Here is a 25,634-nt window from a genome sequence, read left to right on the forward strand (position 1 = left end):
TGCGTTTAAGCGGGAATAAAGAGGACTGAGAATGAGTATCCGTAAACAGTTCATAACCGGGTGTGTGGTTTTCTGCATTGCCTTGACCGCAGCCATAGTGTGGCTGGTTTCAGACTATGCCCGTGACACATTGATGGATCAGTATCGGGCCAAGGCTGAAATCATGCTTCACACAATGAAGGCTGTGCGCAAGCATACCGGGGCGGTCATCCGTCCCAAGGCCACGGAAATACTGCCGGAAAATATGTTTGTACCCGAGTTGCAGTCCACTTCCTTTACGGCAAACGGCGTTTTCAGCCGGATTCCCGACCAGTACAAGCATGAGCTGACCTTCAAGACTGCTTCCACCAAACCCCGTAATCTTAAGAATATGGCTACCAGTGATGAAGCGCTTATTATCGAAGAGCTGGACGCCATGGCGGAGGAAGGTAAAAAGCCTTTCATCGGTGAAATCAGGAATATCAATGGAATAGAATCTTTTATTGTTGCCGAGGGAGAGGTCAACAGTCCTTCCTGTATGGAATGTCACGGTGAGCCCAGACTGGCTCCGGCTTCAATGAAGAGCAGGTATCCGGTCAAGGATGATAAGGGATATTTTCGCAAACCGGGACGCATTGAGTGCGCCATGATCTCGGCTATTCCGCTGGCGGCGATGGATATGGCTGCCAATCAGGCTATAGGCGCCGTTGTATTTATGGGTTTTATTTTTATTGCGGTAACTCTGGGATTTCTGCTTTTCGGTATGAACCTTATTTTTAAGCCGGTTTCCCAATTAACCGGCATCGCCAGTCATATAGCCGAAGGCGATCTAAACAGCGGAACCATCGCCATCCGTAAAATGAAGAATCAGGCCGAGGGTAAATTCTTTGCGGGCCGGATAGTTCATCCCGGCAATGAAATCGGAAATCTGGTGAGCTCGTTTGAGACCATGATCTCAGGTCTTTCCGAATTGATAGGTGAAGTGCGTACTTCCGGGGATAACGTCTCGGTTGCCGGAAATAAAATAAGGTCTACGGCTGAACATATTGATAACGCCGTAAACAGGCAGGCCGCCTCCACCAATGAAGTCAGCGCCACAAGCAGGCTCATCAGCAAGACGTCCAAGGAGCTGGTGGAGGTAATGGAGGATGTGGCAGGTTCAGCAGGCGAGTCCGCCAACATGGCGGAAACCTTGCAAGGTAATATCGAACGGCGTGAAAAATCTTTGATCAAGCTTGTTGACTCTACGGACAATGTATCATCCCGTCTTGGTGCCATTAATGAGAAAGCCAGCAGGATCAATCAAATCGTAACCACCATCGCCAGAATTGCCGACCAGACCAATCTGCTTTCGCTAAATGCGGCTATTGAGGCGGAGAAAGCCGGGCAGTTCGGACAGGGATTCTCTGTCGTCGCCCGTGAAATGCGCCGTCTGGCCGATCAGACGGTCATCGCCGCCGAAGACATTGAACTCATGGTTCGGGACATGCAATCCGCGGTTAGTTCCGGGGTAGTGGAGATGGAAGCATTTAATCAGGAAGTGCGCTCCAGCGTGGATGAAGTGGAGCAGATGAGCTCTGAGCTGGGATTGATTATTGATCAGGTCCGGGTTCTTGGACCCCGGTTTATCGATGTCTCACATTCCATGGGTGATCAGGCCGAAAGCGCTGAACAGATCAGTGACGCTATGGGAGATCTCAGTGATGCGGCAGCCGGAACCACGGAATATCTGGAAGAATTCAATAGGACTGTAGCAAGCTTGAATTATACCGTGCAGAGTCTTACCGGGGCAGTGGATGGTTTTCGCACCGTTGAGGATGATCTTTTCGTTTCCAATGAGGAAAAAGATCCTGAATCGGACAATTAACATAGTTGTAACGGGGCCGTCTTAATTAGTTGCATTGTTACAGGTAAGGTCCGAGCAAAAGGAGAATGTTTTGTCAGTTGAGAAAATACTGGTCGTAGAAGACCATAATGATACCATCGAATTGCTGAAGTATAATTTAACCTCATCCGGTTACGAAGTTGTAACTGCCATGGATGGTCACAAAGCCCTTGATCAGGCCGGAAAAGAGAATCCTGACCTGATTCTGCTTGATCTCATGCTACCCGGTATTGACGGGCTTGAGGTCTGCCGCAGACTTAAGCAGGATGTCGCTACCCAGCATATCCCGGTGATCATGCTTACCGCAAAAGGTGAGGAAGTAGACCGGGTTGTCGGTCTTGAGCTGGGCGTGGACGATTACATCGTCAAGCCGTTCAGTCCCCGAGAACTGGTACTCAGGGTAAAAGCAGTGCTGCGTCGCAGTACTGAGGTGCCTGAGTCACGGCGTCCGGGCAAATGGAGCCGCGAAGGTCTTGTCGTTGATTTTGAAGCCCATACAGTTGAGTGCGACGGAGAGCTTGTGGCTCTGACCGCTACTGAGTTCAAGCTTTTTTCAGAATTGCTCCAGCATGAAGGCAAGGTCCGTACCCGTGACCATCTGCTGGATACAGTTTGGGATACCCATTTTGAGGGATACTCCAGAACAGTAGACACCCATATCCGCAGATTGCGCCAGAAACTCGGCCCATATGCCGATTATATCGAGACCGTGCGCGGAGTCGGTTACCGTTTCAAGCATTCATAAATCCATGTGATTTAATTTCCCCTCGAGCCGGAGTCTTCCCCTGTTTCCGTGGGGGGCTTTGTTGCGCCCTTAATGCAAACTTTACCTGATCGTCACTTCTGATGCGTTTGATTCTGCTAGGTTCTCATCGTTACTCAACTCATTGAACCATTAACTATAATTATTATGGACAAGAATTTTACTTTTTCTATCAAGAATAAGCTTTTCGCGGCAGTCTGCCTCACCGCTGTAATCTGCGTCAGCCTGCCGCTTGCTTTTGCCTATCATTTGCTCAAAGCCGATTTTGCTGTGGAGGCGCAGGGCAGTGCGCGTGAAAAAATAGAGCTTGCCAGACGCATTTACAGGAAAAGCGACGGGATCGCCGCGCAAAGCAGAGTTAACTATGTTTCAAGTATGCTGGGCACTGAAGTCGCTTTTATTTCTGCTGCCGGTGAAATAGATATGCAGCCTTCCTGGGCTGCGGAAAACAGAATTTCATTAAACAGTGCCGAGATTAGAAATGTAGAGGAGGGCCGGCCCGGATTCCAGCTGGTGGAAGATTCGTTGGATGGTAAATCCGGTATGCTGGCGGCTGTTAGGGTCGCCGCGAAAGGTGATTCCCCCTCAGGGTTTCTGGTTATCAAGGAATTCCTGCACAGCCCCGAAGAAAGACTGGGGATGATCCTCAAGGTTTTTTTCTGGGTTTTGCCTATTGTGGCATTGGTTTGTTACGGGATGATCCGTTTTGTCACTATGCAGCTGACATCTTCGGTGGAATCAATGGTCAGGACAGCCGAGGCCGTGGGGCAGGGAAATTATAAAAGCAGGATCAGGACCTATCCTGACAAGGAGTTTCTTCCCCTTGCCAAATCCATTAACTGGATGGCGGAACGGATTGATGAGCATGTCAGTATTATCACCGGCCAGAAGAATAAGATTCAGGCTGTGCTTAATGGCATGTGGGACGGGGTCATGGTGCTGGACGGCAGCTGCCGTATCCAAAGTGTAAATAGGTCTATGGAAGGTATTTTTCCCGGTATTCAGGACGGAGTGGGGCGAACTCCCCTCGAGGTTATTCCCAGTCCTGATCTTTATGATGCCTGTAGCGAGGTAGTGGCTTCGGAAGGTCCAAAAGCCAAAGCGGTTCAGGTAGTTCTGCCTACTGGCCGGGTTTATGATGTAAATATTGTAAGATCCCCTCATACTTCTGAACCGGGGCAGGGGCCGGGCATCATCGTTGTTTTTCATGATATCAGCGAGATTAAAAGACTGGAGACAGTGCGCCGGGATTTCGTTGCCAATGTCTCTCACGAACTGCGTACTCCGCTGACTTCGGTTAAAGGGTATGCTGAAACATTGCTTGCCGATCCTCCTCCGCCGGAATCAATCCAGAGAAATTTTCTTAATACCATTGAGAAGAATGCCAACCATATGTGCAAAATTGTGGATGATCTGCTTAACCTCTCAAGGCTGGAAAGCGGTCAGGAAAAGGTGCAGCTAGCCCCGATTGACCCTGCGGATGTTTTGCGTGAAGCATGGGAAGCATGTTCCGGTCTGGCCGAAAAAAGAAAAGTTGATCTGCAACCTAGTTTCGTAAAAGGTGATTTTATGGTCAGGGCTGATCCCGGCCAGCTCATGCAGCTGTTCAGGAATCTATTGGAAAATGCTATCAAATATGGTCCGGAAGATAATCCTGTGTTTGTGGATCATTCGGTTGGAGATGATTGCTTGAAATTTTCAGTGATTGATGAAGGGCCGGGAATTCCGGCAGCAGACCAGCCGCGTATATTTGAACGGTTTTATTCAGTGGAGAAGTTTCGCCGTAATGAGTTCGGGTCCACCGGGCTTGGGCTGGCCATTTCCCGGCATATCGTATCCAATCACGGCGGTGAGATTTCCGTGCAATGTCCGCCGCAGGGCCGCAGACAGGGGACAGCTTTTGTGTTCACGTTACCGCTCGACAATATTGCGCCGGCCTGATAGCTCGCCGCTCTCATTCAATTCATTTAAGCGACAGTAAAAAGGCCCGGAAGTTTTAACTTCCGGGCCTTTGCATTAAATAGCTTTTTTGCTTTTAAGCAGCGGTTTTTTGACTCCGTATCTGGCGAGCACCTTTTTCATTTCGTTCGTTGAATCAGGTGTTCCGGTGTGGCGTATGAAAACACGGTACCATGTACGGTTTCCGCCTTGACCGGCTTCCACATAGGAATCCACTCCGCTGGCGATGAGCTTGTCGGCAAAACTTTGCGCCCGGGCTTCATCGCCGAAGGAAGCAGCCTGATACACATAGCTGTATTTCTGCTCCTGCACTGCTTCAGGATGGTCAATTTCCAATTTGAATTCCGGCTCATCTTTCTGAATTTCAGCTTTTTTTGCCGCAACCTCAGTTGCCGGTTTTTTCGTTACCGGTTCAGCTTTTTTTTCCGGAGCGGATTTACTTTCAGCCTTGGCGACTTTTTTTTCCGGTTCCTTCGGCTTAACCGCAGATTCCGGTTTTTTATTGAGCTGATTAACGTAGTCCAGCTCTTCGGGCTTAAGCACTCCGCCTTTGACTTCCCCGGAAGCGTTTATTGACTGGCTGGGCAGCATCATGGCGATCTCGGGTACATCCTTTTCAGGCTGGTAGCCCCGTCCCAGTAAAATACCCAGCACAAAGAAGGCGCACAGGGCTGCGACAGCCCCGGCACAAAGGCCGATAACTTCAGGCGTGGTGAAGGTAAAGGTGAATGTCTTTTCCTCAGTGGAAACAGGTTTCTTCTTTTTTCTGGGTGCAGCCATGGTGGATACTCCGTGCTGGTTGTTACATGCGTTCGGGAGCGGAAACTCCGAGCAGGTTAAGGCCGTTGGCGAGGGTTCCGGCTACAGCCTGCAGCAGAACAAGCCTTGCGGCGATCACATCTTTTTCCGCGGAAAGGATGTGGTGCATGGAGTAGAACCTGTGCAGTGCGCTGGCCAGATCGCGCAGGTAGTAGCTGATTACGTGCGGGCTCATGTTTCTGCCTGCGTTTTCAGCTACATCAGCGAACTGATCCATGAGTTTCATGAGATTCAGTTCTTCCGCGTTGGTCAGGGCGGAGAGGGGAGCCGCGTCGATAGCGGGGATCTCGATTCCCTCATCGGCTGCTTTGCGTATGACGGAGCAGATACGTGCATGGGCGTACTGTACATAGTAGACAGGGTTGTCCATGGTTTTCTGCTTAACCAGTTCAAGGTCAAAGTCGAGATGGCTGTCGCTTTTTCTGGAAAGGAACATGAAGCGGGAAGCATCGCGTCCAACTTCATTAACGACGTCTTCCAGAGTTTCAAATTTACCGGCACGGGTGGACATGGCAATCTGTTCTCCGCCACGCAGCAGGTTAACCAGCTGTACGAGGATTACATCGAGCTGTCCTTTTTTGCCGAGAGCTTCCACTGCGGCCTGCATGCGGGGGATGTAACCGTGATGGTCCGCACCCCAGATGTCGACTACAATGTCGAATCCGCGTTTGTATTTATCATCATGGTAGGCGATGTCGGAAGCGAAATATGTCAAATCTCCATTGGACTTGCGCAGGACACGGTCCTTATCGTCACCCAGATCGGTGGATTTGAACCAGAGTGCGCCGTCTTTTTCGTAGGCCATGCCGCGTTCTTTAAGGTCGGCGAAGGTTTCTTCAACTTTGCCGGCGGATACGAGGCTTTTTTCTGAGAACCATACATCGTGACGCACTTCAAAGGCGGCGAGGTCTTTCTTGATGCCTTCGAGGATTTCGTCTTTTCCGTATTCACGGCAGATAGCGATGGCTTCGTCTTCGCTCATATCAAGAATGCCGGGGTTGCGTTCAAGCACTTCGGCGGCGAGATCTTTAATGTAATCACCTTTGTAAAAATCTTCGGGATCAGCAATGTCGCGGCCCTGTGACTGCTGCAGGCGGACCCAGATGGAGTTGCCGAGAATGAGCATCTGGCGACCGGCGTCGTTGACGTAATATTCAGCTTCCACGTCATACCCGGTGAATTCGAGGATGCGAACAAGACAGTCGCCGAGGGCGGCGCCGCGTCCGTGGCCGATGTGCAGCGGTCCGGTCGGGTTTGCGGAAACATATTCAACCTGAATTTTGGTGCCTTTGCCTATTTCACTGCGGCCGTAATCGGAGCCTTTGGTCAGCACTTCGGGAATGAGGTCCTGCCAGAAGGAGCTGGAAAAAGTGAAATTGAGGAAGCCGGGTCCGGCAATATCAATTTTTTCAATGTATATATCTCCGGCCAGTTCTTCCTGAATCGTTTCCGCGATAGCGCGGGGATTCATCTTTGCCTGTTTGGAGAGCATCATGGCGATGTTTGCAGACATGTCGCCGAATTTCTTGTCTTTCGGAGGCTCGATAACGGCTTTTTCCGGCCATTCCCAGCCCTTGGCTTCGAGAATTGAACCGAGTACTTTTTCAAGGTGTTGTTTAGCTTTCATGGTGGATGAAATCTCCTTATGGAATTATATCAGCTAGCCCTTAGCAATTGTTATTTTATTTTTTTCGGGCCATTCATAGCTTTTGCATGCTTCGCTTATCATCTTTCTTTACGGCTTCCAAGCCTAGATAACGGGCCGGAAAAATATTTCATACTGCAAAAGAGTTTGAAAAATACAATTCTTTATTGCCAAATCTTTTAATACAGCAAAAAATAGCTTCGTACAAAGAAGAAATACAGGCAATCTTTTTGGTATCATCAACCGCATTTTCAGCAGGTCGGATTAATGGGTAGAACAATAGCGCTTTTAACTGATTTCGGACTGGATGATCCCTACGTGGGACAGATGAAAGGGGTTCTGGCGCGCCATGCCCCGGATTCCCGGATAATAGATGTCAGCCACGGAGTGGAACCGTTTTGCATCCCTCAGGGAGCTTTTTTTCTTGCTGCTGCTATGGAGCATTTTCCCGCGGATTCTATTTTTGTCACGGTAATTGATCCCGGTGTGGGCAGCGGAAGACGTATTTTAACCGCTGAGTTTGGAGAACAGGTTGTACTTGCCCCTGATAACGGAATACTGGAACTGGCCGAAAAGAATTTTTCCGGGACAATGATCGTAACGGATCTAAGTGAGGCGGCAGCAAAGATTCACAGTTCAGCTACTTTTCATGGTCGGGATATTTTTTCTCCCCTTGCTGCGTCTATAGCCCGTGGAACCTCGCCTGAATCACTCGGTCCGAAACTGCCGCTGCGGGAAATTGTCCGTACCGGAATCAACAAGCCTGTCTGGATGGAAGACGGCGTTGAGACCACAATCCTTCACAAGGACCGTTTCGGAAATCTTGTACTCAACATCCCGGAGACCCAAACGTTGCCTGAACGCATGACCATTCCGGAAAAATATCTCCTTTCAGGCAATGATGCCGGCTTTGTAAAACGGGTATGCTGCTACGCTGAACTTGAAGCCGGGGTCACCGGACTTTTAGCCGGGAGTCAGGGGTATTATGAACTGGCTCTCAATCGAGGTGCTGCGTCCGAGATGCTTGGACTTGAACCGGGCGATAACTTGGTTTTAAAATTTTGACGCGTTGATTTGTACAAAATCGCCTTCGGAGGCATATTTGAAAATAATTCGTGATATCCTGATAACTTTGGGCTTCATGACCAGAATAGGACCGGTCATGGAAATTGAGGCTGAAGACATTGGCCGCACTGTGAAGTGGATGCCTCTCAGCGGTCTTGTTCTGGGGCTGATAATTGTGATCCCCTTCTCTCTGGGCCTTTTTGCCGGTAAATTCTGGATTCAGGCATGGTTGACGGTTGCGGCTTCGGTTTATCTGACCCGCGGGTTGCATTTTGACGGTTTCGCGGACATTGCGGACGGGGCCGGGCCATATCCCGATCCGGAACGGTTCTGGAAAATTATCAAGGACAGCTGCTCCGGCGTATTCGGGGTGCTGGCCCTCGTGCTGTCTGCATTGGGGCAGGCTGTATGTTTTTTTTATGTATACGAGGCAGGTGCGTTCGGAGCAGTGATCTGGGTCTTCGTGCTCGGCAGGCTGGGCAATGCGCTAATGGCCATGGCCGGTAAACCGCTGGCAAGGCCCGGGCAGGGCAGCTTGTCCATGCGCGGGGCGGACGCTGTGTCTATCGGAATAGCTGCCGCGACAACTGTATGCGTGGGAGTGTTTGCGGTTACTCCAGCGGTTCAGGCAGCGGGGTATCTGCTAACAGGCTGCGGTATTTTTTTCCTGTTCCGGCTGGCGAAAAAGGTCGGCGGGGCCAATGGAGATTTTCTGGGAGCGGCCGTAATATTGGGAGAGTTGGCCGGGTTACTGGCATTTAGCGCGTTGAATTGATATGACAGGCATTGTTTTCGTAGAAACGTTTTTAATAAACACGGGATAATTAATGGAAAACCTGCCAACACTAAAAAAATTCGGTGAACAGCTTGATCTTTTGAAACAGTATCTCGCTGAGGGGAAAACGGAGCAGGCTGACTTTATTGCCCAGAATATTTATGAAAATTATGCCTACGCCCGTAACGGTTATCTTTCACAGGAAGATGACCTGCTTGGTAAACGCAGTGATCTTGCCGGTAAAAATGAGCGCATCAGCGTTCTGGAGAGTAAGCTTAAAGAAGCTTACGGTGTTCATAATTCAGATCTGATGATTTTTAGTAAATTCGGCAAGGCATTGCAGCATGTTAATGAATTGCGGTCACTTTCTGGACTTAGGGGGATGCTGGACGGTATCGCCCGTGAGCTTGAACTGGACAGGGTCGCGCTTGTCCTCGACCGGGAACTGTGTGACGGCGTTTCGGGACCGGAAATCCCGACATTTTATCTGAAAGGATGCATGCGTTATATTGACGCAACTTTAAGTGAAGGTTCCAACCGTGTCTTTCTGGGACCGATTTCACGTATGATGCGTCCTGATATTTTTTTCGGAGATCCCGAGATGAGTCCGGAGCTGGGCGGCTCCTGCTTTGCCTTCGGACTGAGGGACAAGTACACACCGGACCGGCTGATCGGACTTTTTGCCATCCATGATTCAGCTGAAGAGCGTTTTCATCCTGATATGGGTACTGATTTTCTGGAATATTTTTGCAATTCCATTGCCTCCACCCTGATCGGTGTGCTTTACAGGCAGTGCGGAGAACTCTCGCCATCATCAGCGGATTGTGGTGATGGGTAATTTAAAGATAAACTTTGATCCATTGCCCGGAATTGATTCCACGCAGATGCTGCCGTTATGGTTTTCAGTGATGATAAAATAGGAAACGGAAAGCCCCAGCCCTGTTCCCACTCCTTTGGGCTTGGTGGTGTAAAAAGGTTCAAATATCCGTTTACGCACGTTTTCAGCCATACCCGGACCGTTGTCTGCAACGGATACAGCAACGTATTCATCGTCTTTCCATATTTTAATCTCTATCGCAGGTTTTTTCTTTTTGTTTTCACTCATGGCATGCGCCGCGTTGCCGAGTAGATTAAGCAGTACCTGTTCAATCTCTGTCGGTGCACAGACCACATAAGGCAAATTGGCTTCGTAATCCTTGACTATTTCAATCTGCTTGAAGTCATATTCTTTTTTAAGATCATAATCCTGCGCAGCAAGGGCTACGGCGCGGTCAGCCAGCTCGTTAAGATGGCAGGAGGTACGGTGCACATCCGTCTTGCGGCTGAAATTAAGCATGTTGGTAATTATTTCAGCTGCCCGGGATGCGGATTCACGTACTCCGTTGAGAATCTTTAAGATGCCGCGTTCCTGCGCATACTTACCGATGTCTTCCAGCGATACTCCCAATTTCCCGGCGATATGCTCATTTCGGGGCATACCGGGAAGCAGCCTACGTTCGATATTCTGGGCACCCTGTAATATCCCGCCCAGAGGATTGTTGATTTCATGGGCCATACCCGCCGCCAGTCCTCCCACAGACATCATCTTTTCGGTCTGGATCATCATTTCTTCGATGCGAACAATGGAGGTTACGTCATCAAGGCGGATAACCGCTCCGTCATAACCGTTATTGATAAGCGGGTATATAGTGATATTTTCATAATGGGTCTCTCCGTCAATAATGCGGGGAACCCTGCTTCTCAGGTTTATTTTGCCGGAAATGATCATCCCTTTTACTTTTTCTATTTCTTGCGCCAGCAGTGGAAATACTGCTCCCAGTTGTTTTCCGGCGGCTTCTTCATGCGTAAGCCCTGTGGCTTCCATCGCTTTTTTGTTCCAAAGGGTAATGGCTCCGTCGTGATTAATTCCCACAAGTATTGAGGGCATGGAGTCTAAGATCATTCTCTGGTGATTACGCAGCTTAATGAGTTCCCGCTGTGCCCGTGCGTGTTCCTCGATTTTATTTTCAAGTTGATAATTGCTGGTGGAAAGCTGGTGGTTGCTTTCTTCGAGTGCTTCCAGAAATTTTTCTTTTTCCCGGAGGGCATTTTGTATGGAGTCGAGCATTTGGCTTATGACTGTGCCCAGTTCCTTGATCTCCGTAGGCCCCTCAATAGGAATTTCCGTAGAGGACACACCCGATTCACGAATAGTCCTTGCGGCTGCGGTAAGTTTTGTGAGCGGCTGTACCAGTTTGCCGGAAAGGTAGGTCGCAACGATCAGGGCAAGTGCCAGCCCCCCGATGGAAAGCATTAATATTGTATTTCTGAGTTCCAGCCCCGGCTGTTCCAGATCATCCATGTAGGCGGAAGAACAAATGTACCAATCCAGCGGCTTAAAATATTTAATGTAGGCTCGTTTTCTGAATTTGAATTCTCCTTTGTGATGCGGCGGCTTGTCCCAGATATATTCCAAGACATTTTTGTTGTGGGCGGCCTTTTTGAGTTCCACAAGAATGGACTTGCCGGTCAGCGGGTTGATCAGTTGCTCTGCCGGTATCCTTTCATATGCCGGATGAATTATAAGTTCGGGTTCTTCAGAAAATATGAAGGTATATCCGTGCCTTCCAACTTTTATTTTTCCGAAGCTTTTCCGTAATTCCGTAATGACTTCCCGTGTTCTTTTGGAAACTTCTGTTTCTATGTCGTCAATATAAACCCCGGAGCCGATTATCCAACCCCACTCCTTGAAAAGCTCAACGTATGAGAGTTTCGGCTGTTCGACGCTTAAGCCTTTTTTCGTCGGCTTGGGCCAGAGGTATTCCACAAAGCCGGAACCATTGCTCAGGCATGTTTTGCGAAAGGCGGAGAAAAGATTTTTATTTGTGCCCCTGACGCAGTCAAAACTTGGAGAATCAAGTATTTTTCCATCCAGTTCCGGCATAGTCGGATGCATGATCATCCGAGGGATAGGGTCTGAAGTGTCGTTTATCCAGATATAGCCTGTTCCGTGGTCGTAGCGGATGTTTTTCAGCTGTTTTATGCTCAGCTGCTGCGCTTCGGTCTTTGTCAGCAACCCCTGCCGCGATTTACGGTAGTTTTGCCTGACCAAATCAAGAGCAATCGCGACAATATTTTTAAGGTTGTTTTTGCGGTTAGCAAAAGCTGTTTTTTTAGAAAAGAGGATACTTTGATATCCATTGGCTACGTTTTGGTAGGCCGCATCTACAATGTCTTGCGCATGAATGAATTCGGATTCCATGACGGATTTTGTGACCGCGCGCTGGGCAAAATACGTCAGCCCGGCAGTGGTTGCTATGACCAGCCCAGCTACAAAGAAAAGCAGGATTGCTTTCATTGATTTGAACATTCACCCTCCGGTCAGAATGAAAAATTCTGATTTTACGATATGAATATATCATAGGATGATGAAGCGGTAAATTTATTTGCAGGAAACTTACTTTACATTTGATTCAAGGTAGTAGGAAAACGAATTTTCAGGACCGTCAAGAAGCTGGAAAGATTCAGCTTTTATGCGGATTACCATATTCTCAGGACCGGAAAAAGCGGCGGCTATCTGCGGAACACTTGCAGAAATATGATTAAGTATTTTTTTTTCTTCGGCTTTATCCTCAATCGGAAGATAGATTCCTTTAATGGTCAGGGCCTTTATCTCATGGCGTCTGTCACGGATTTTATGATCACGGTCATCAATGAGCAGGCTGACTTGCGGAAAAAGGGAGATGTTTTCACATTTGCGGCTGTTTCTACTGCTGACCATGTAGATTTCGCGGCAGTCACTGGAAGAGGCGTAAGCCATCAGTGAAGTATGCACTCCGTCATTACCCTGCGTAGCTAAGACAAGGATGTTGTTTTTGCTGATGAGGTTGTAACATATATCCAACTTTTTATTTTCATTCATGACTTACTCGAAAAGAACCTTTTGCCCTTCAATAAGTTCCGCAATGACCGAGGCATCGGACAGGGCGGTGGTGTCTCCCAGGTCGCGTTCTCCTTTTGCTATCCGGCGCAAAATGCGGCGCATTATTTTCCCTGAACGTGTTTTGGGCAACCCTTCGGAAAACTGGATGGTTTCAGGTACAGCGATGGAACCGATTTTTTTGCTTACCCAGTCCTGAAGGGCGGCGCGCATATCGTCATCTTGATCAAGGCCTGATCTCAGGGTTACATATGCGTATACCGTCTGGCCCTTGATCTCATGGGGAACGCCTACAACAGCGGCCTCGGTCACATCGGGATAGGCGATTAGCGCGGCTTCAATTTCCGTGGTGCCGAGCCTGTGACCGGAAACATTGATCACATCGTCAAGGCGACCCATGATCCAGAAATCCCCGTCTTCATCAATTCTCGCCCCGTCTCCGGTTTCATAGCTTCCGGGAAAGCGTTCAAAATATGTCCGGTTGTATCTTTCCCGGTCATTCTCTATGCCGGTGAGCATACCCGGCCATGGTTCGGTAATGAGCAGATGCCCCCCTTCATTGGGAGATGCGTCGCCGCCGTCACTGCGGAGAATTTTAGCGCTGATGCCCGGCAGAGGTTTTCCTGTCGAACCGGGTTTGAGTCTGTCCACATAGGGCAGGGGAGAAATGAGTATGGCTCCTGTTTCGGTCTGCCACCATGTATCCAGCAGGGGAAGCCTGCCTTTACCCACATGTCCGTGAAGCCATACCCAGACTTCCGGGCTGATCGGTTCACCCACTGATCCGAGGATGCGCAGGGTGGAAAGATCGTATCTTTCCGTCCATTGAGCTCCCTCACGCATCAGTGCGCGGATGGCCGTGGGGGTGGTATAAAAAATGTTTACACCGTAGCGGTTGATTATTTCCCAGTAACGGTCCGGGCGGGGGTGGGTCGGCACTCCTTCAAAAAGCAGGGTCGTGGTTCCCAGTGCCAGCGGTCCGTATACCGTGTAGCTGTGTCCGGTGATCCAGCCGATATCGGCAGTGCACCAGTGTATATCGTCTTCCTTAAGGTCGAAAACCCATTCTGTAGTGTGGGCGGTGATGGCCATGTATCCGCCGGTACTGTGTATAATTCCTTTGGCCTTTCCGGTAGAACCTGAAGTGTGCAGGATGAACAGCGGATCATTGGAACGCATGGATTCGGGCTTGCAGAAATCTTCTATGTCGCTTGCCCTCATTTCTTCATGCCACCATGTGTCGCGGCCCTCGATGAAATTAATTTCATCACCGGTGCGTTTGACCATGATGACCTGTTCAACAGAGGGGCATTCAAAAAGTGCTTCATCCACGTTGCGCTTGAGGGGAATCTTTTTACCGCCGCGCAACACTCCGTCAGCAGCAATTAGAATTTTTGCATCGCAGTCGATAATTCTGTTTTGCAGGCTGAGCGCGGAAAATCCGGCGAAAATGACCGAGTGTACCGCCCCGATGCGGGCGCAGGCCAGCATGGAAATAACCAGCTCGGGAACCATTGGCAGGTAGATGGCTACCCGGTCCCCTTTGGAAACACCCATTTTTTTGAGCACATTGGCAAAGCGGCAGACCTTGCGGTGCAACATGTGGTAGGTAAAAACCCGGACTTCTTCTTCCGGTTCTCCCTGCCAGATCAGTGCGGCCTTGTTGCGTTTGCCGTTTTCAAGATGACGGTCGAGGCAGTTGTATGATGCATTGAGCCGGCCGCCATTGAACCATTTGTATTCGTGTTTCTCAGGGTCTGATTCAAGGGTTGTTTTGAAATCTCGGGTCCAATGCAGCAGTTCTCTTGCCCGTTCGGCCCAGAATCTTTGCGGGTCTTCAGCGGCAAGACGGCAGGCCTGTTCATATTTTTCAACTGTAATGTTAGCCTGCTCCATTCTTTCCTGCGGGGGATCAAAAGTGCGTTGCTCGTCCATCAGATTTTCAATTGTGCTTTCGCTCATATTTCCGGCTCCGGCTCATTTTTAGCTGGTTGTGTATATATCTATTTTTCATATACGCTGTTTCAGCCGGGTTGAACAGCTTTGCAGTAGGGGAAGCTTTGTGCTTGATATGCGGGCTTATCAGCAGGTATGGGTAGAGTTGTGGTTGGAGAGTGTTGCGGGAACCCTAACAAGAGGCCTTCATGAGCGTTATTAATTTGGAATACCTTTTTCAGCCAGGATCAGTGGCCGTTATCGGCGCAACCAATGACCCCGCCAATGCCGGGAATATCGTTATGCGCAATCTCATGGGCGGCGGATTTCTCGGTCCGGTCATGCCTGTCTGCACTGATGCTGAAGCCATCGCCGGGGTCCTGACCTATAAAAAGGTGGAAGATTTACCAAAGGTGCCGGATCTTGCGGTTATTTGCCTTCCTCTTCACGAATGTCCTGCCCTGCTGGAAAAGCTCAGAAAAATCGGAGTGAAGGCGTGCGCCCTGATCGGTCCCGGATTCAGCGCGATTCCTGAGAATGAGCGCGTCCGGTTGCGTTCGGATTTGCTTTTGGCGGCTAATTCTCCGCAGATGCGCATTCTTGGTCCCAAGAGTCTAGGGTTTATTGTTCCGGCGCTTAATCTCAATGCCAGTCTTGCACCTTTGCCTGCCAAGGCGGGTAAGATAGCGTTTGTTTCTCAGTCGGATAGTTTTATTCCCACAGTTCTGGACTGGGCAGCGACCAATGATATCGGTTTTTCCCATGTGGTTTCGCTGGGCAGCCGCATAGATCTGACTTTCGGCGACGTGCTCGATTATTTAGGTTCGGATGCTCAGACCCGGTCGATTCTGCTTTACATAGAATCAATCAACGATGCCCGTGATTTTATGTCCGCCGCCCGTGCCGCTTCGCGCAACAAGCCTGTACTGGCTATCCGTCCGGGACAGGCATTGCAGCAGGTTACTCAGGAGCTGTCCCGTCTGGATAATTCCATGATCGCCCGTGCTGACGAGGTTTATGATGTGGCATTCCGCAGGGCCGGTATGCTGCGCGTGCAAACTATTGACGGTATGTTCGATGCGGCCCAGACCTTGGCCAGCCTGCGTCAGCCCGTACGCGGCAACAGGTTGGCGATCATTGTCAACGGAACCAGTGCCGGTCTGGCCGCCGCTGACGGCCTGATCCGCAGAGGCGGTAAACTGGCCAAACTTTCAGAAGATACGATAGCAAAGCTCGATGAGGTTTTTGATGGCGAATGGAGCGGATCCTGTCCGGTGACGATCAAGTTCGATACCCCGGGCCAGAAGTATCTTGATGCCCTTAAGGTGCTGATCAAGGATAAAGGTGTGGATGCCGTTTTGGTTGTTCATGTGCCTTTTGCCGGGGTTTTCAGTGCCGAAGTTGCTGAAATACTGGCCAAGGGGCTTAAACGAGTCCGCAGGATGGTCCTTACCGCATGGCTCGGTTCCGGTATGTCCCGCAAATCACGTAAGATATTTTCCCTGCACGGTATTCCCACTTATGAAAGTGCTGATCAGGCTGTGCGAGCTTTTATGTATATGGCTGAATATCAGCGAAATCAGGAACTGCTCACCGAGACCCCGGATTCTCTTCCCACGGATTTTTTCCCGGATACCACAACCGCCCGCGAGACCGTGCGCAAAGCACTGTCTGAAGGAAGGCATGAGCTCAATGAACCGGAAGCTCGCAAGGTTCTCGCCGCTTACGGCCTGCCGGTTGTAGAAACAAAGGTGGCGATCTCTGCGCGGGAAGCGGTGATTGCCGCTGATGAAATCGGATGTCCGGTAGCCTTGAAAATACGCTCTCCGCAGATCAGTCAGCCTTATGATGTCGGTGGTGTGGTGCTTGATCTTGAAAGCACGGAAAAGGTATGGGAAGCAGCTGCCACCATGCTTACCCGTGTTAATCGTCAACGTCCTGATGCCTATATCGAAGGCTTCACGGTTCAAAAGATGGGAAGACGTCTGGGGGCGCACGAACTTTTTATTTCCGCATCTGCTGATCCTACCTTCGGGCCGATTATTCATTTCGGACACGGCGGCATGACTCGCGAGGTTGTCCGTGATCAGGCTGTAGCCATGGTCCCGCTGAATATGAGTCTCGCCCGGGAGCTGATCAGCAGAACCCGTATCTCAAGGCTGTTAACCGGAACGCCCACTCAGCCTCCTGCTGATGTCGACGACCTCTGCTTGACTTTGATACAGGTTTCACAGCTTTTTATCGATATCCCCCAGATTGAACATCTGGACATAAATCCGCTTTACGGCGATGATACCGGCGTGCTGGCCCTCGGAGCCAAAATTTTGGTTACCGAATGCGGTGAAGATTGTCCGCAGCTGGCCATCAGGCCATATCCCAGAGAGCTTGAGGAATGCGTTGTACTCCGTGATGGAAGGCAGGTCACCCTGCGTCCGATACGTCCGGAGGATGAACCTGCTCACTATGAATTTTTGGCCCGTGTTTCCGATGAAGACATGCGGATGCGCTTTTTTGGGGTTGTGCGTCGAGATTTCGATCACAAGGATATGTCTCGGTTTACTCAAATCAATTATGACCGCGAAATGGCTTTTATTGCCACGGCCATGGGCGAGAACGGTAAGCCGGAAACCCTCGGCGTGGTGCGAACCTCAACCAAGCCGGATAATTCCGAGGCCGAGTTTGCTATTGTGGTCCGGTCCGATCTTAAAGGAACCGGGCTGGGGTCCATGCTTTTTCATAAAATTATTCGCTATACTAAAGCGCGCGGTACTCATTGGCTTGTCGGCCAGACTCTTTTTGAGAACAAGGCCATGCAGGGGCTTTCCCGCAAATTCGGTTTTGAGATCAGTGAAAATTACGATGAAGATCTTGTGGAAATGCGGCTGGATTGCACAAAACGGGATGATGAACCGGAGTAGACTTGAAATATCCTGAATCCGAAACATGTCGGCGTAATACCTTAATTTTCAATGTTCTTAAAGTCCTCCTTGCCGGGGGACTTCTTTTCTGGCTGGTCAAGTCAGGGGGAATACGTCCGGAATACCTGACCGTGACTCCCGGCCATATTCCCGGAGTGATTGCGGCCTGCGCGTTTGTTGCTGTCGGGATGGGGCTGGCCGCTTTCCGTTATGTAGAGCTGCTGAAAGGGGCCGGACTGGTCATTTCCCTGAAAAACAGTTTCAGGGTTTCTATGATTATGTATTTTTTTACCCAGTGTGTGCTTGGCACAGCCAGTGGGGATGTCGCCCGGTATTATTATACCACCGGGCTTACCGGGCAGGGCGCCAAGGTGGGGGCTGCGATCGTTGTGGATCGCATCATCGGTATCATGGGGCTTTTAATGCTCAGCGGGCTGGGTATGGCTTTGAACTGGACCCTTATTGAGAATTCCCCGGAACTTAGAATAATTGCGGTTCCCGCACTGGGGATGCTCTGCCTGATTTGGCTGGGGGTGCTGCTCGGTTTTGCAGCTCTTGCGCGGGGCCGGTTTTTCGGTTTTACTGCCGGACTCGCTTTTGTGGCTCTTGCTGGACTGCTTTGTGCGGCCGGTCACAGTTTTCTCTCGGAAGAAGTAGGGCGTATTCTTTTATACGCCGCGTTACTGGCTCTTGTCGGACCGCTGGCGGTTCCGGAATTTCTTGAGACCGGATTCATTTACCGTAAATTTTTTAAAGGATCAAAGTTGGGAGAAAAGATAGGGGAAGTTGTTTCAGCCCTGCTGATTTACCGCAATTCTTCGTCAGTGGTTTTGAGGATAGTTATTCTGACCGGACTGCAGCATCTTGTTTTTATTTTATCCCTTTACCTTTTCTCGCAAGTTCAAAACATTCCCCAGTTGCCTGACTTTAATGAAATCTTTTTTGTTGCGCCACTTGCTTTTCTGGCCGGGATAATTCCTGCTCCGGCAGCCGGGCTAGGGGTAAATGAAGCGGCGTTTGAATCCCTTCTTTTACTTGCTTCCAGCAGGACAGTGGCAGCCGGTGCTTCTATTTTTCTCATTTACCGTATTTGGACTACTTTGTTCAGCCTGAGTGGTCTTTTCTTTATCGGTAATCAAAAGAAGATAGAGCCAAATCTGGAAAAATAAAAACCATGCCGGGCCGTTTTTCGAGGTGAAGTCTTAGCGTGAAAGCTCACCCGGAGTAAGGACCGGACATGGTTTTAAGAAACAGTACCTGTTGCAGGACGTTTCTGACACCCTCCCGATTGATGTCTTGCAAATCTAATCGGTATACAACAGAAAAACTTTAGCCGACCGTATGAAGTAATTTCGCCGCCTCCCTTGCATAAACGTGCCTGTGCTATGTATGGTCCGGTTAAACAATCCAACCAATTGCAACCGGCGGAGTCTCCATTGAAGAACCTGTTCCTAATCATAACTGTATCATTCCTGCTCAGTTTCACCAGTGCGCCCTGTTTTGCCCTAAATGGAACTGCCGCTCCCGGGGCGGCAGAAAGAATCGAGGCTGATCGAGCACTGGTTCTGCTTATGGAAGGCAACCTTCGTTTTGTAAAAGGCAGCAGCGTTTACCCCAATCAGACTTCTCATCAGCGCAAGGTTCTGGCTCTCAAAGGCCAGAATCCGTTTGCAACAGTGATTACAGCTTCTGATTCACGTGTTGACCCGGTATTGATCTTCGACCGGGGACTTGGTGATCTTTTTACTATACGTCTGGCCGGTAATGTTGCCGGTTCCGATACTCTGGCGTCAGTTGAATATTCCATGCTGGCCCTTGAAACACCGCTGCTGGTGGTCATGGGTCATACCCGATCAACCCTGATCAAGGCCGCTATCGATAAGGTGGAGTTGAAGGGGCATCTGGTGCAGTTGCTGGGCAAGCTTGAACCGGCCATCAAGATGACCCGTGTGCTTTACCCTTCACTAAAAGGGGATGAGCTGGTGGACAAGGTGGCGGAAACAAATGTGCGGCAGGTAATGCGGGATATTTTAGGACAGTGCCCTGCTGTTTTGAAAAAGGTTAGATCAGGAAAGGCTCAGCTTATGGGAGCTGTGTACGATACCGATACCGGAGCGGTGCATTGGCTCGGCCCTTAAATACGGGCGTTGCGGATAAGATTATTCCACCTGAATTTCATAAGCCTTGAGCTTGCGGTACAGGGAACTGCGTTCCAGCCCAACAGCCTCGGCCAGTTTTGAGACGTTACCGCTGTATTCACGGAGTTTTGCTTCAAGGAACCGGGCTTCAAATTCAGCGCGTGCTTTTTTGAAATCCACTTCACCTTCCGGTAGCGACAGGGAACTCTGCTCTTGATCCGTCGCTGCTTTCTCATTGCGTGGACCGTTGGCGATTTCAGGGGGCAGCTTGTCCGCTCCAACCTCCTTGCCTCCGAATATGATCAACATTCTTTCAACGAAATTTTTAAGTTCCCGAACATTACCGGGCCATGAGTAATGAGTAAGTATGTTAAGTGCTTGGTCGGTGAATGTCAGCGGCTTGAAGCCATGTTGGCGGGTTAAACGGTTGACGAATTCATCAATGAGCATGGAAATATCTCCGGATCGGTCACGCAGGGGCGGAACTTCAAGCGGGAAAACTTTCAGTCTGTAGTAAAGGTCCTCGCGGAAATTGCCGTTCTTGATTTCCTGAAAGAGATCCTTGTTGGTCGCGGCGATAACCCGCACGTCAACGTTTATAGTCTTACGGCCACCGACTCGTTCAAAACGCTGTTCCTGAAGAATACGCAATATCTTGGCCTGTGTTTTCAGGCTCATGTCACCTATTTCATCCAGAAAAAGGGTGCCGTTATCGGCCAGCTCAAATTTCCCTTCCTGAGCTTTTTCCGCTCCGGTAAATGCACCTTTTTCATGGCCGAACAGTTCCGATTCGATCAGTTCTTCGGGGATGGCGGCACAATTCACCGCCACGAGCGGCTTGTCCGAGCGCAGGCTTTGGGAATGAATGGAGCGGGCCACGATTTCCTTTCCGGTTCCGTTTTCTCCTGTAATGAGTACCCATGCGTCCGTGGGTGACACCTGCCCGATGACTTCGCGCATGGATTCAATGGACTGGGAACTTCCGGTCAGCCGGGCCGGCTGTTCGTCGGCAATGCGGGTACGCAATGCCTTATTTTCAGATTGCAATCGCGAAAATTCTACAGCTTTTTCAGCTGTGATGACCACTTTTTCAAGGGAAAGCGGTTTTTCAATAAAATCAAAAGCGCCTTTTTTTATGGCTGATACTGCGGTTTCGATGTTTCCGTGACCGGATATCATGACCACGGGAAGCCAGTCCCATTCTTTTTTTATCCGCTCAAGAACTTCAAGGCCGTCCATGCCCGGAAGCCAGATGTCGAGGAAAACCAGATCCGGCTGGGATTCGCTCAGGTGGTTAAGGGCCTGTTCTCCGGTTTCAGCTTCACTGACATTGAATCCTTCATCTTCAAGAATTCCGCGCAGGGAATATCTGATGCCGTCCTCGTCATCTACTATCAGTATGCTTTTGTTCATTTATTGTTCCGTTTATTTACCAAATGAAAAATTATCTTCTTCAATCAATTGTGTACAGGCGTCGACCACTTTGGGATCATAAGATATTCCTCTCCCGCGTGCAATTTCCGCCATGGCCCTAGGAAGGCCGAGGGCCGCGCGGTATGGACGGTGGGAGCTCATTGCTTCCACCACGTCTGCAACTGAAATAATCCGGGCTTCCAGCAAAATATCTTCTCCACTGAGCCCGTTCGGGTAGCCGGAACCGTCAATGCGTTCATGATGCTGCAGAACTATCTGGGCAACCGGCCATGGAAAGGAAATTCCTTTCAGGATTTCATAGCCCGCTTCGCTGTGGGTTTTCATTAGATTCATTTCAAGGTCGGTCAGCCTTGTCGGTTTGGATAGTATCTCCGCGGGGATGGATATCTTTCCCACATCGTGTAGTATACCTGCGATCCTGATGCTGTTTATTTCCTCTACGGGAAGTTTCAGCTTAACGGCTATACGGCAGGCCAGTTCAGCAACACGCTGCTGATGGCCGGAGGTGTAAGGGTCGCGTTTTTCAGACATGGCAGTCAGTGAGACCACGGTCTCGTCAAAGGTTCGTCTCAACTGGGCAAGACTGGCTTTGAGCGCATCCTCGCTTTTTTTCAGGTCGGAGATATCACGCAGAACAATAACCTTGCCCACCACGTCATCTTTTTCTTCAATGCCGGAAATATTAACTGAGACCGGTGTCATTCCCTTTGGCCCTTCAAGAACAGCATCACCGATGATGGAGTCGTTTTTAGAAAGAATATCTATGGATTTTGAACTATTGGACTCATATAAATTGACTGTTTCATGAAAATTACGTCCATAAAAGCAGGTGCTGTCGCTGCACATGAGTATGCATGCGGATTTATTCATGGACTTTATTTTTCCGTGCCGATCTGTAGTGATAACGGCATCATCAATGCTGTCAAATGTAGTTTTCAGCCAGCGGCGATTTTCGTTAAGGGTGCTCTCCGCGCGATGTTTATAGAGGGCCATTTCAATGGTCAGACTGAGTTCGCGGTCTTCAAACGGTTTAATTATATAACCGAAGGGTTCTGTTATTTTTGCTCTTTTTAGGGTGTCGCTATCAGCATACGCGGTGAGGTAGATAACAGGATAATTATATGTATTGTTGATGCTGGCAACTGTATCAATGCCGTCCATCTCTCCTTCCAGCATAATGTCCATGAGAATGAGATCAGGATTTATTTCTTCGATCCGCCTTATCGCTTCTTCTCCAGATGAAACGGCTCCGGCAATGGCGTAACCGAGAGCTTTAAGACGTCCCTGTATATCCAGAGAGACGATAGCTTCGTCTTCTACGACCATGACTCGCATGGTTTGTTTGCCGTTGGTGTTCTTTTCAGGATAAGATATCATTTGGCATCCGTTTGTTGCTGGTCAATAGAAAGAATTGAACTTGTTGAGGCTACTCTGGGTTATTATTCTAAACGATATTATAAACAACAGGCAAGCCTAACGGGAAAATATCATGTTGGCAGTTCCAGCACAAATATTGTGCCGTGCGGTTCAGCCGGTTTTACTCTGATAAAACCGCGATGGTCCGTAACAATCGATTTTACAATAGTCAGTCCCAGTCCGGTGCCGCTTTTTTTGCTGGAAAAATAAGGCTCAAACATACGTGAACGCTCGTCAGCGGAAAGTCCGGGTCCGTTATCCTGTACTTCAATACGCAGCCAGCCCAGTGTTGCATCATGCATAACGGTGATGGCGACTGCCGGTTCTTCACAGCCGTGCAGTGCTTCCGCGGCGTTGGTCAGCAGGTTGATCAGGGTCCGGCGCATTGCTTCGCGGTCCAGCTCCAACTGTGGAATTTCACCGTCAATTGTAAGGGACCAGTTAATGTTGCTGTGGCTGTTGCGGTAGAGGCTGACGACTTCTTCGAGCAGGGGTATAATCCGGTCGGGAACAAGACGTACTTCAGGCAGTTTCGCATAGGCCGAAAATTCCTGCACCATCTGTTGCAGGTGTTCCACCTGAGAAATTATCAGGTCTGTTGATTCCCGGAAAACATGATCTTCTATTTCAGGACCGAACTTGCGTTGCAGCCTCTGGGCCGAAAGTTTGATGGGTGTGAGCGGGTTCTTGATTTCATGGGCTATGCGCCTGGCCACTTCACGCCATGCGGCAATACGCTGCATTTTTTCCAGCTCGGTAATATCCTCGAATACGGCCACGATACCGGTTCTTGATTCGCCGGACTTAAGGGCCACTACGTTAACGAGAAATTTTCTGTGCCGTCCTTCAACGGTAAGGGACAGCTGGCGTTGCCATTGGGAGTAAGGACTGGTGGCCATGTGCGAGCGTGCCTCGGTAATCAGCGAGGCCAGATCTCCTTCCGGGAGCAGGGCCATCGGGTCCCTGCCATGCACAAAACGGGCTTCTATACCCAGCATTTCTTCAATGGCTGAATTGACTGTGCTGATTTTTCCTTCTTCGTTGAGTGAGATAACTCCGGCGGTGATGTTGTTCAGCACCGCTTCCATGTAGCGGCCTCTGCGTTCCAGCTCCTGATTCTGCTGAGCAAGTCTTTCGTTTGCTGTTTTCAAGCTTTTCTGGCTGTCCTCAAGGTCTTCGGCCATCCGGTTGAAGGATTGGACCATGAAACCGAGTTCATCGTCGGAGCGGTCTTCAAGGCGTACGGAAAGATCCCCCCGGGCAATGCGCTGTGAACCTGCGGCCAGTGCCTGAATGGGTGCGGAAAGTTCTTTGGACAGCCGGAACCCGAACCAGATGGAGCCGAGAATGATCAGCAGGGTGGTAACCCCGAGAGTCAGGTAAAGGCTCATCTTAAGTGGATATTTGAGGGTTTTCAGCTGCTTGTATTCATCCAGACCGCGTACGACCTGATCCAGTTTATAAAGCAGCCCCTGTCCTATGTTCTCCCCGATGATCAGAAATCCGGTTTTGCCTTCGTCAACGGGCAGGATTCCGATAACCATGTCATTACCGGGCATTGGATGGATGGTGGACCAGAACCGAGGCTTTTTAAGCATATCGTCCCAGTCTACTTTGGCGTTAATTTCCGACCATGCCTTATCCCACGAGCCCTGAGAATACCAGTTGATTTTAGTTCGGTCCGGGCGAACAACCCCGAGCAGCCCGAGGTCGTACTCACCCAATTTTTTTCCTAGAAATTTGTTCATGGACTTGCCGCCCCATGCGTAGCGGCTTTCCTTGATGGTTTCCAGAATGTTATCCCCGCGTCGTTCCAGACCTTCCTGCGCCGAGGCGTAAAACGCCCGTCCCAGCTCAAGCGACTGGACCATAGATTCTTCAACCTGGTTCTTGAACCAGTAATCCACGGAAATCTGTACAAACTGCATAGCCATGAAGAACATGAGCAGGGTAGGCACAAGCGAAAGTGACATGAAAGAAAGGACCATGCGCGTTCGCAGTTTGGAGCCGAGAACCCTGCGTCGTCGTTCCAGAAGCAGTTTGACTCCGTTGCGGACCACAATAAAAAGGACAACGATCAGCAGAATGAAGTTCAGGTTAAACAGGCCGACAAATAGGTATGAGTTTACCCCGATGTATTTTAGCTGTACGAAACCTAGCGCGACAAAGACCAGCAGGCAGAAAAAGGCGATGTAGTATTCCCTTTGTCTGCGTTTGCGTTCTTTGGTGTCAGGCACGCTGACTTTGATGTTTTGTTCGTCCATGTGGCCCTTGCGATCAATATGTGAAATTTAGCTGGTAGGTTGCCGCGGGGATTAAATCCCATGACCAGAAGAAAAGTGTGTTCTTAAGCCACGCCGGAACTTCAGTGCGGTCAAGGCGGACTTTAAGTCGTAGGTTGTACTGCTCGCCACGTTGCAGGGTGGACCATGGACCGAGGTCAAGGATAATGCTTTTCCATTCATCGCGCAGCAGTATGCTCAGGCTGTTATTTTTGAAAATTTTGTCGCTGTCTTCTTTTTCAATAACAAACTGATTGGAGAGGGAATCAAAGTATAGTTTGTTTGAGTATGTTTTGCCGGCTACTTTGGAATCCAGCCAGACACTTTTGTGTTCGTACAGGGAGGCTTCGCAGATGAGCTTGAGTTTGATGCCGTTATGCAGGGCCTCCTCAATCTGTGTGTCCGAAGTGAGCTCAATGCCGAAACGGGCCATGATTGATCCTGCCTGATTGTCCAGCACCATGTTTTCGAGCTGCAGGGAACCGGCCTGCGCCATTGAAGGGAGCAGCATGATAAATAAAGTCAGCCATAAACATAATCCTTTCCCTATTGTGAAGAATGGATAAGTCCGTCGAGCTTTGATTGTTGATGTTTCCGCTTTCATTAAAATAATTCCCTCCCCTTCGGAATCTAACGTAACAGCCGTCTATCATTTGTTCAACATTATGATTTGTGCTTGCTGCATTTGATATGGAACTGTCC

Annotated in this window: 18 protein-coding genes; 9 read left to right on the plus strand and 9 right to left on the minus strand. The window is 49.7% G+C overall.

Annotated features, from left to right (window positions below):
* The first annotated feature begins 31 nt into the window (after nt 1–31).
* The 3 genes from ACKU35_RS04300 (at nt 32) to ACKU35_RS04310 (ending at nt 4,568) form a co-directional block, all read left to right on the plus strand.
* Entirely contained in the window at nt 32–1,846 is a 1,815-nt protein-coding gene (locus ACKU35_RS04300; protein WP_319763482.1) for a methyl-accepting chemotaxis protein, read from the plus strand.
* A gap of 70 nt (nt 1,847–1,916) precedes the next feature.
* On the plus strand, nt 1,917–2,609 hold the full coding sequence (locus ACKU35_RS04305; protein ID WP_319763484.1) for a response regulator transcription factor: 693 nt from the start codon (nt 1,917–1,919) through the stop codon (nt 2,607–2,609).
* Nucleotides 2,610–2,774: 165 nt separating this feature from the next.
* Nucleotides 2,775–4,568 carry an ATP-binding protein gene (locus ACKU35_RS04310; RefSeq protein ID WP_319763486.1) on the plus strand — a complete coding sequence of 598 codons (1,794 nt, stop codon included), beginning with the start codon at nt 2,775–2,777 and terminating at the stop codon, nt 4,566–4,568.
* Between the two features lie 75 nt (nt 4,569–4,643).
* Here ACKU35_RS04310 and ACKU35_RS04315 read toward each other — a convergent pair whose 3' ends face one another.
* Entirely contained in the window at nt 4,644–5,366 is a 723-nt protein-coding gene (locus tag ACKU35_RS04315) for an SPOR domain-containing protein (protein WP_319763488.1), read from the minus strand.
* Between the two features lie 22 nt (nt 5,367–5,388).
* Nucleotides 5,389–7,032 carry an arginine--tRNA ligase gene (argS, locus tag ACKU35_RS04320; protein ID WP_319763490.1) on the minus strand — a complete coding sequence of 548 codons (1,644 nt, stop codon included), beginning with the start codon at nt 7,030–7,032 and terminating at the stop codon, nt 5,389–5,391.
* A gap of 285 nt (nt 7,033–7,317) precedes the next feature.
* Here argS and ACKU35_RS04325 point away from each other — a divergent pair, with 285 nt between their 5' ends.
* From ACKU35_RS04325 to ACKU35_RS04335, 3 genes are read left to right on the plus strand one after another with little or no spacing between them, the layout of a single operon-like run.
* Nucleotides 7,318–8,115: an SAM-dependent chlorinase/fluorinase gene (locus ACKU35_RS04325; RefSeq protein ID WP_319763492.1), complete on the plus strand. Its 798-nt coding sequence runs from the start codon at nt 7,318–7,320 to the stop codon at nt 8,113–8,115.
* A 37-nt stretch (nt 8,116–8,152) separates the two neighbouring features.
* Nucleotides 8,153–8,890, plus strand: coding sequence for an adenosylcobinamide-GDP ribazoletransferase (locus tag ACKU35_RS04330; protein WP_319763494.1), 738 nt, complete (start codon nt 8,153–8,155; stop codon nt 8,888–8,890).
* A gap of 52 nt (nt 8,891–8,942) precedes the next feature.
* On the plus strand, nt 8,943–9,728 hold the full coding sequence (locus ACKU35_RS04335) for a hypothetical protein (RefSeq protein ID WP_319763496.1): 786 nt from the start codon (nt 8,943–8,945) through the stop codon (nt 9,726–9,728).
* On the opposite strand, the gene ACKU35_RS04340 is transcribed toward ACKU35_RS04335, so the two are convergent.
* The 3 genes from ACKU35_RS04340 to acs form a co-directional block, all read right to left on the minus strand.
* A complete protein-coding gene (locus tag ACKU35_RS04340; RefSeq protein WP_319763498.1) occupies nt 9,705–12,239 on the minus strand; it encodes a cache domain-containing protein in 2,535 nt (844 codons plus the stop codon). The genes ACKU35_RS04335 and ACKU35_RS04340 overlap by 24 nt on opposite strands.
* Before the next feature lie 87 nt (nt 12,240–12,326).
* Nucleotides 12,327–12,791: a pyridoxamine 5'-phosphate oxidase family protein gene (locus ACKU35_RS04345; protein ID WP_319763500.1), complete on the minus strand. Its 465-nt coding sequence runs from the start codon at nt 12,789–12,791 to the stop codon at nt 12,327–12,329.
* A gap of 3 nt (nt 12,792–12,794) precedes the next feature.
* Nucleotides 12,795–14,771 (minus strand): acetate--CoA ligase, encoded by a 1,977-nt coding sequence (acs, locus tag ACKU35_RS04350; RefSeq protein ID WP_319763502.1) that lies wholly within the window; start codon nt 14,769–14,771, stop codon nt 12,795–12,797.
* A gap of 182 nt (nt 14,772–14,953) precedes the next feature.
* Here acs and ACKU35_RS04355 point away from each other — a divergent pair, with 182 nt between their 5' ends.
* From ACKU35_RS04355 to ACKU35_RS04365, 3 genes are all read left to right on the plus strand, one after another.
* Nucleotides 14,954–17,662, plus strand: coding sequence for a bifunctional acetate--CoA ligase family protein/GNAT family N-acetyltransferase (locus ACKU35_RS04355; protein WP_319763504.1), 2,709 nt, complete (start codon nt 14,954–14,956; stop codon nt 17,660–17,662).
* Nucleotides 17,663–17,664: 2 nt separating this feature from the next.
* Nucleotides 17,665–18,831, plus strand: coding sequence for a lysylphosphatidylglycerol synthase transmembrane domain-containing protein (locus ACKU35_RS04360; protein WP_319763506.1), 1,167 nt, complete (start codon nt 17,665–17,667; stop codon nt 18,829–18,831).
* Nucleotides 18,832–19,098: 267 nt separating this feature from the next.
* Complete coding sequence (locus ACKU35_RS04365) at nt 19,099–19,800, plus strand: carbonic anhydrase (protein WP_319763508.1); 702 nt, start codon at nt 19,099–19,101, stop codon at nt 19,798–19,800.
* Nucleotides 19,801–19,821: 21 nt separating this feature from the next.
* Here ACKU35_RS04365 and ACKU35_RS04370 read toward each other — a convergent pair whose 3' ends face one another.
* The 4 genes from ACKU35_RS04370 to ACKU35_RS04385 form a co-directional block, all read right to left on the minus strand.
* Complete coding sequence (locus tag ACKU35_RS04370) at nt 19,822–21,213, minus strand: sigma-54 dependent transcriptional regulator (RefSeq protein ID WP_319763510.1); 1,392 nt, start codon at nt 21,211–21,213, stop codon at nt 19,822–19,824.
* A gap of 12 nt (nt 21,214–21,225) precedes the next feature.
* On the minus strand, nt 21,226–22,611 hold the full coding sequence (locus ACKU35_RS04375; RefSeq protein ID WP_319763512.1) for an HD domain-containing phosphohydrolase: 1,386 nt from the start codon (nt 22,609–22,611) through the stop codon (nt 21,226–21,228).
* A 110-nt stretch (nt 22,612–22,721) separates the two neighbouring features.
* Nucleotides 22,722–24,914: an ATP-binding protein gene (locus ACKU35_RS04380; RefSeq protein ID WP_319763514.1), complete on the minus strand. Its 2,193-nt coding sequence runs from the start codon at nt 24,912–24,914 to the stop codon at nt 22,722–22,724.
* Nucleotides 24,915–24,927: 13 nt separating this feature from the next.
* Nucleotides 24,928–25,536 (minus strand): DUF4390 domain-containing protein, encoded by a 609-nt coding sequence (locus tag ACKU35_RS04385; protein ID WP_319763516.1) that lies wholly within the window; start codon nt 25,534–25,536, stop codon nt 24,928–24,930.
* Between the last annotated feature and the right edge of the window lie 98 nt (nt 25,537–25,634).

This window comes from Maridesulfovibrio sp. (genome assembly GCF_963676065.1).
GTDB lineage: Bacteria > Desulfobacterota > Desulfovibrionia > Desulfovibrionales > Desulfovibrionaceae > Maridesulfovibrio.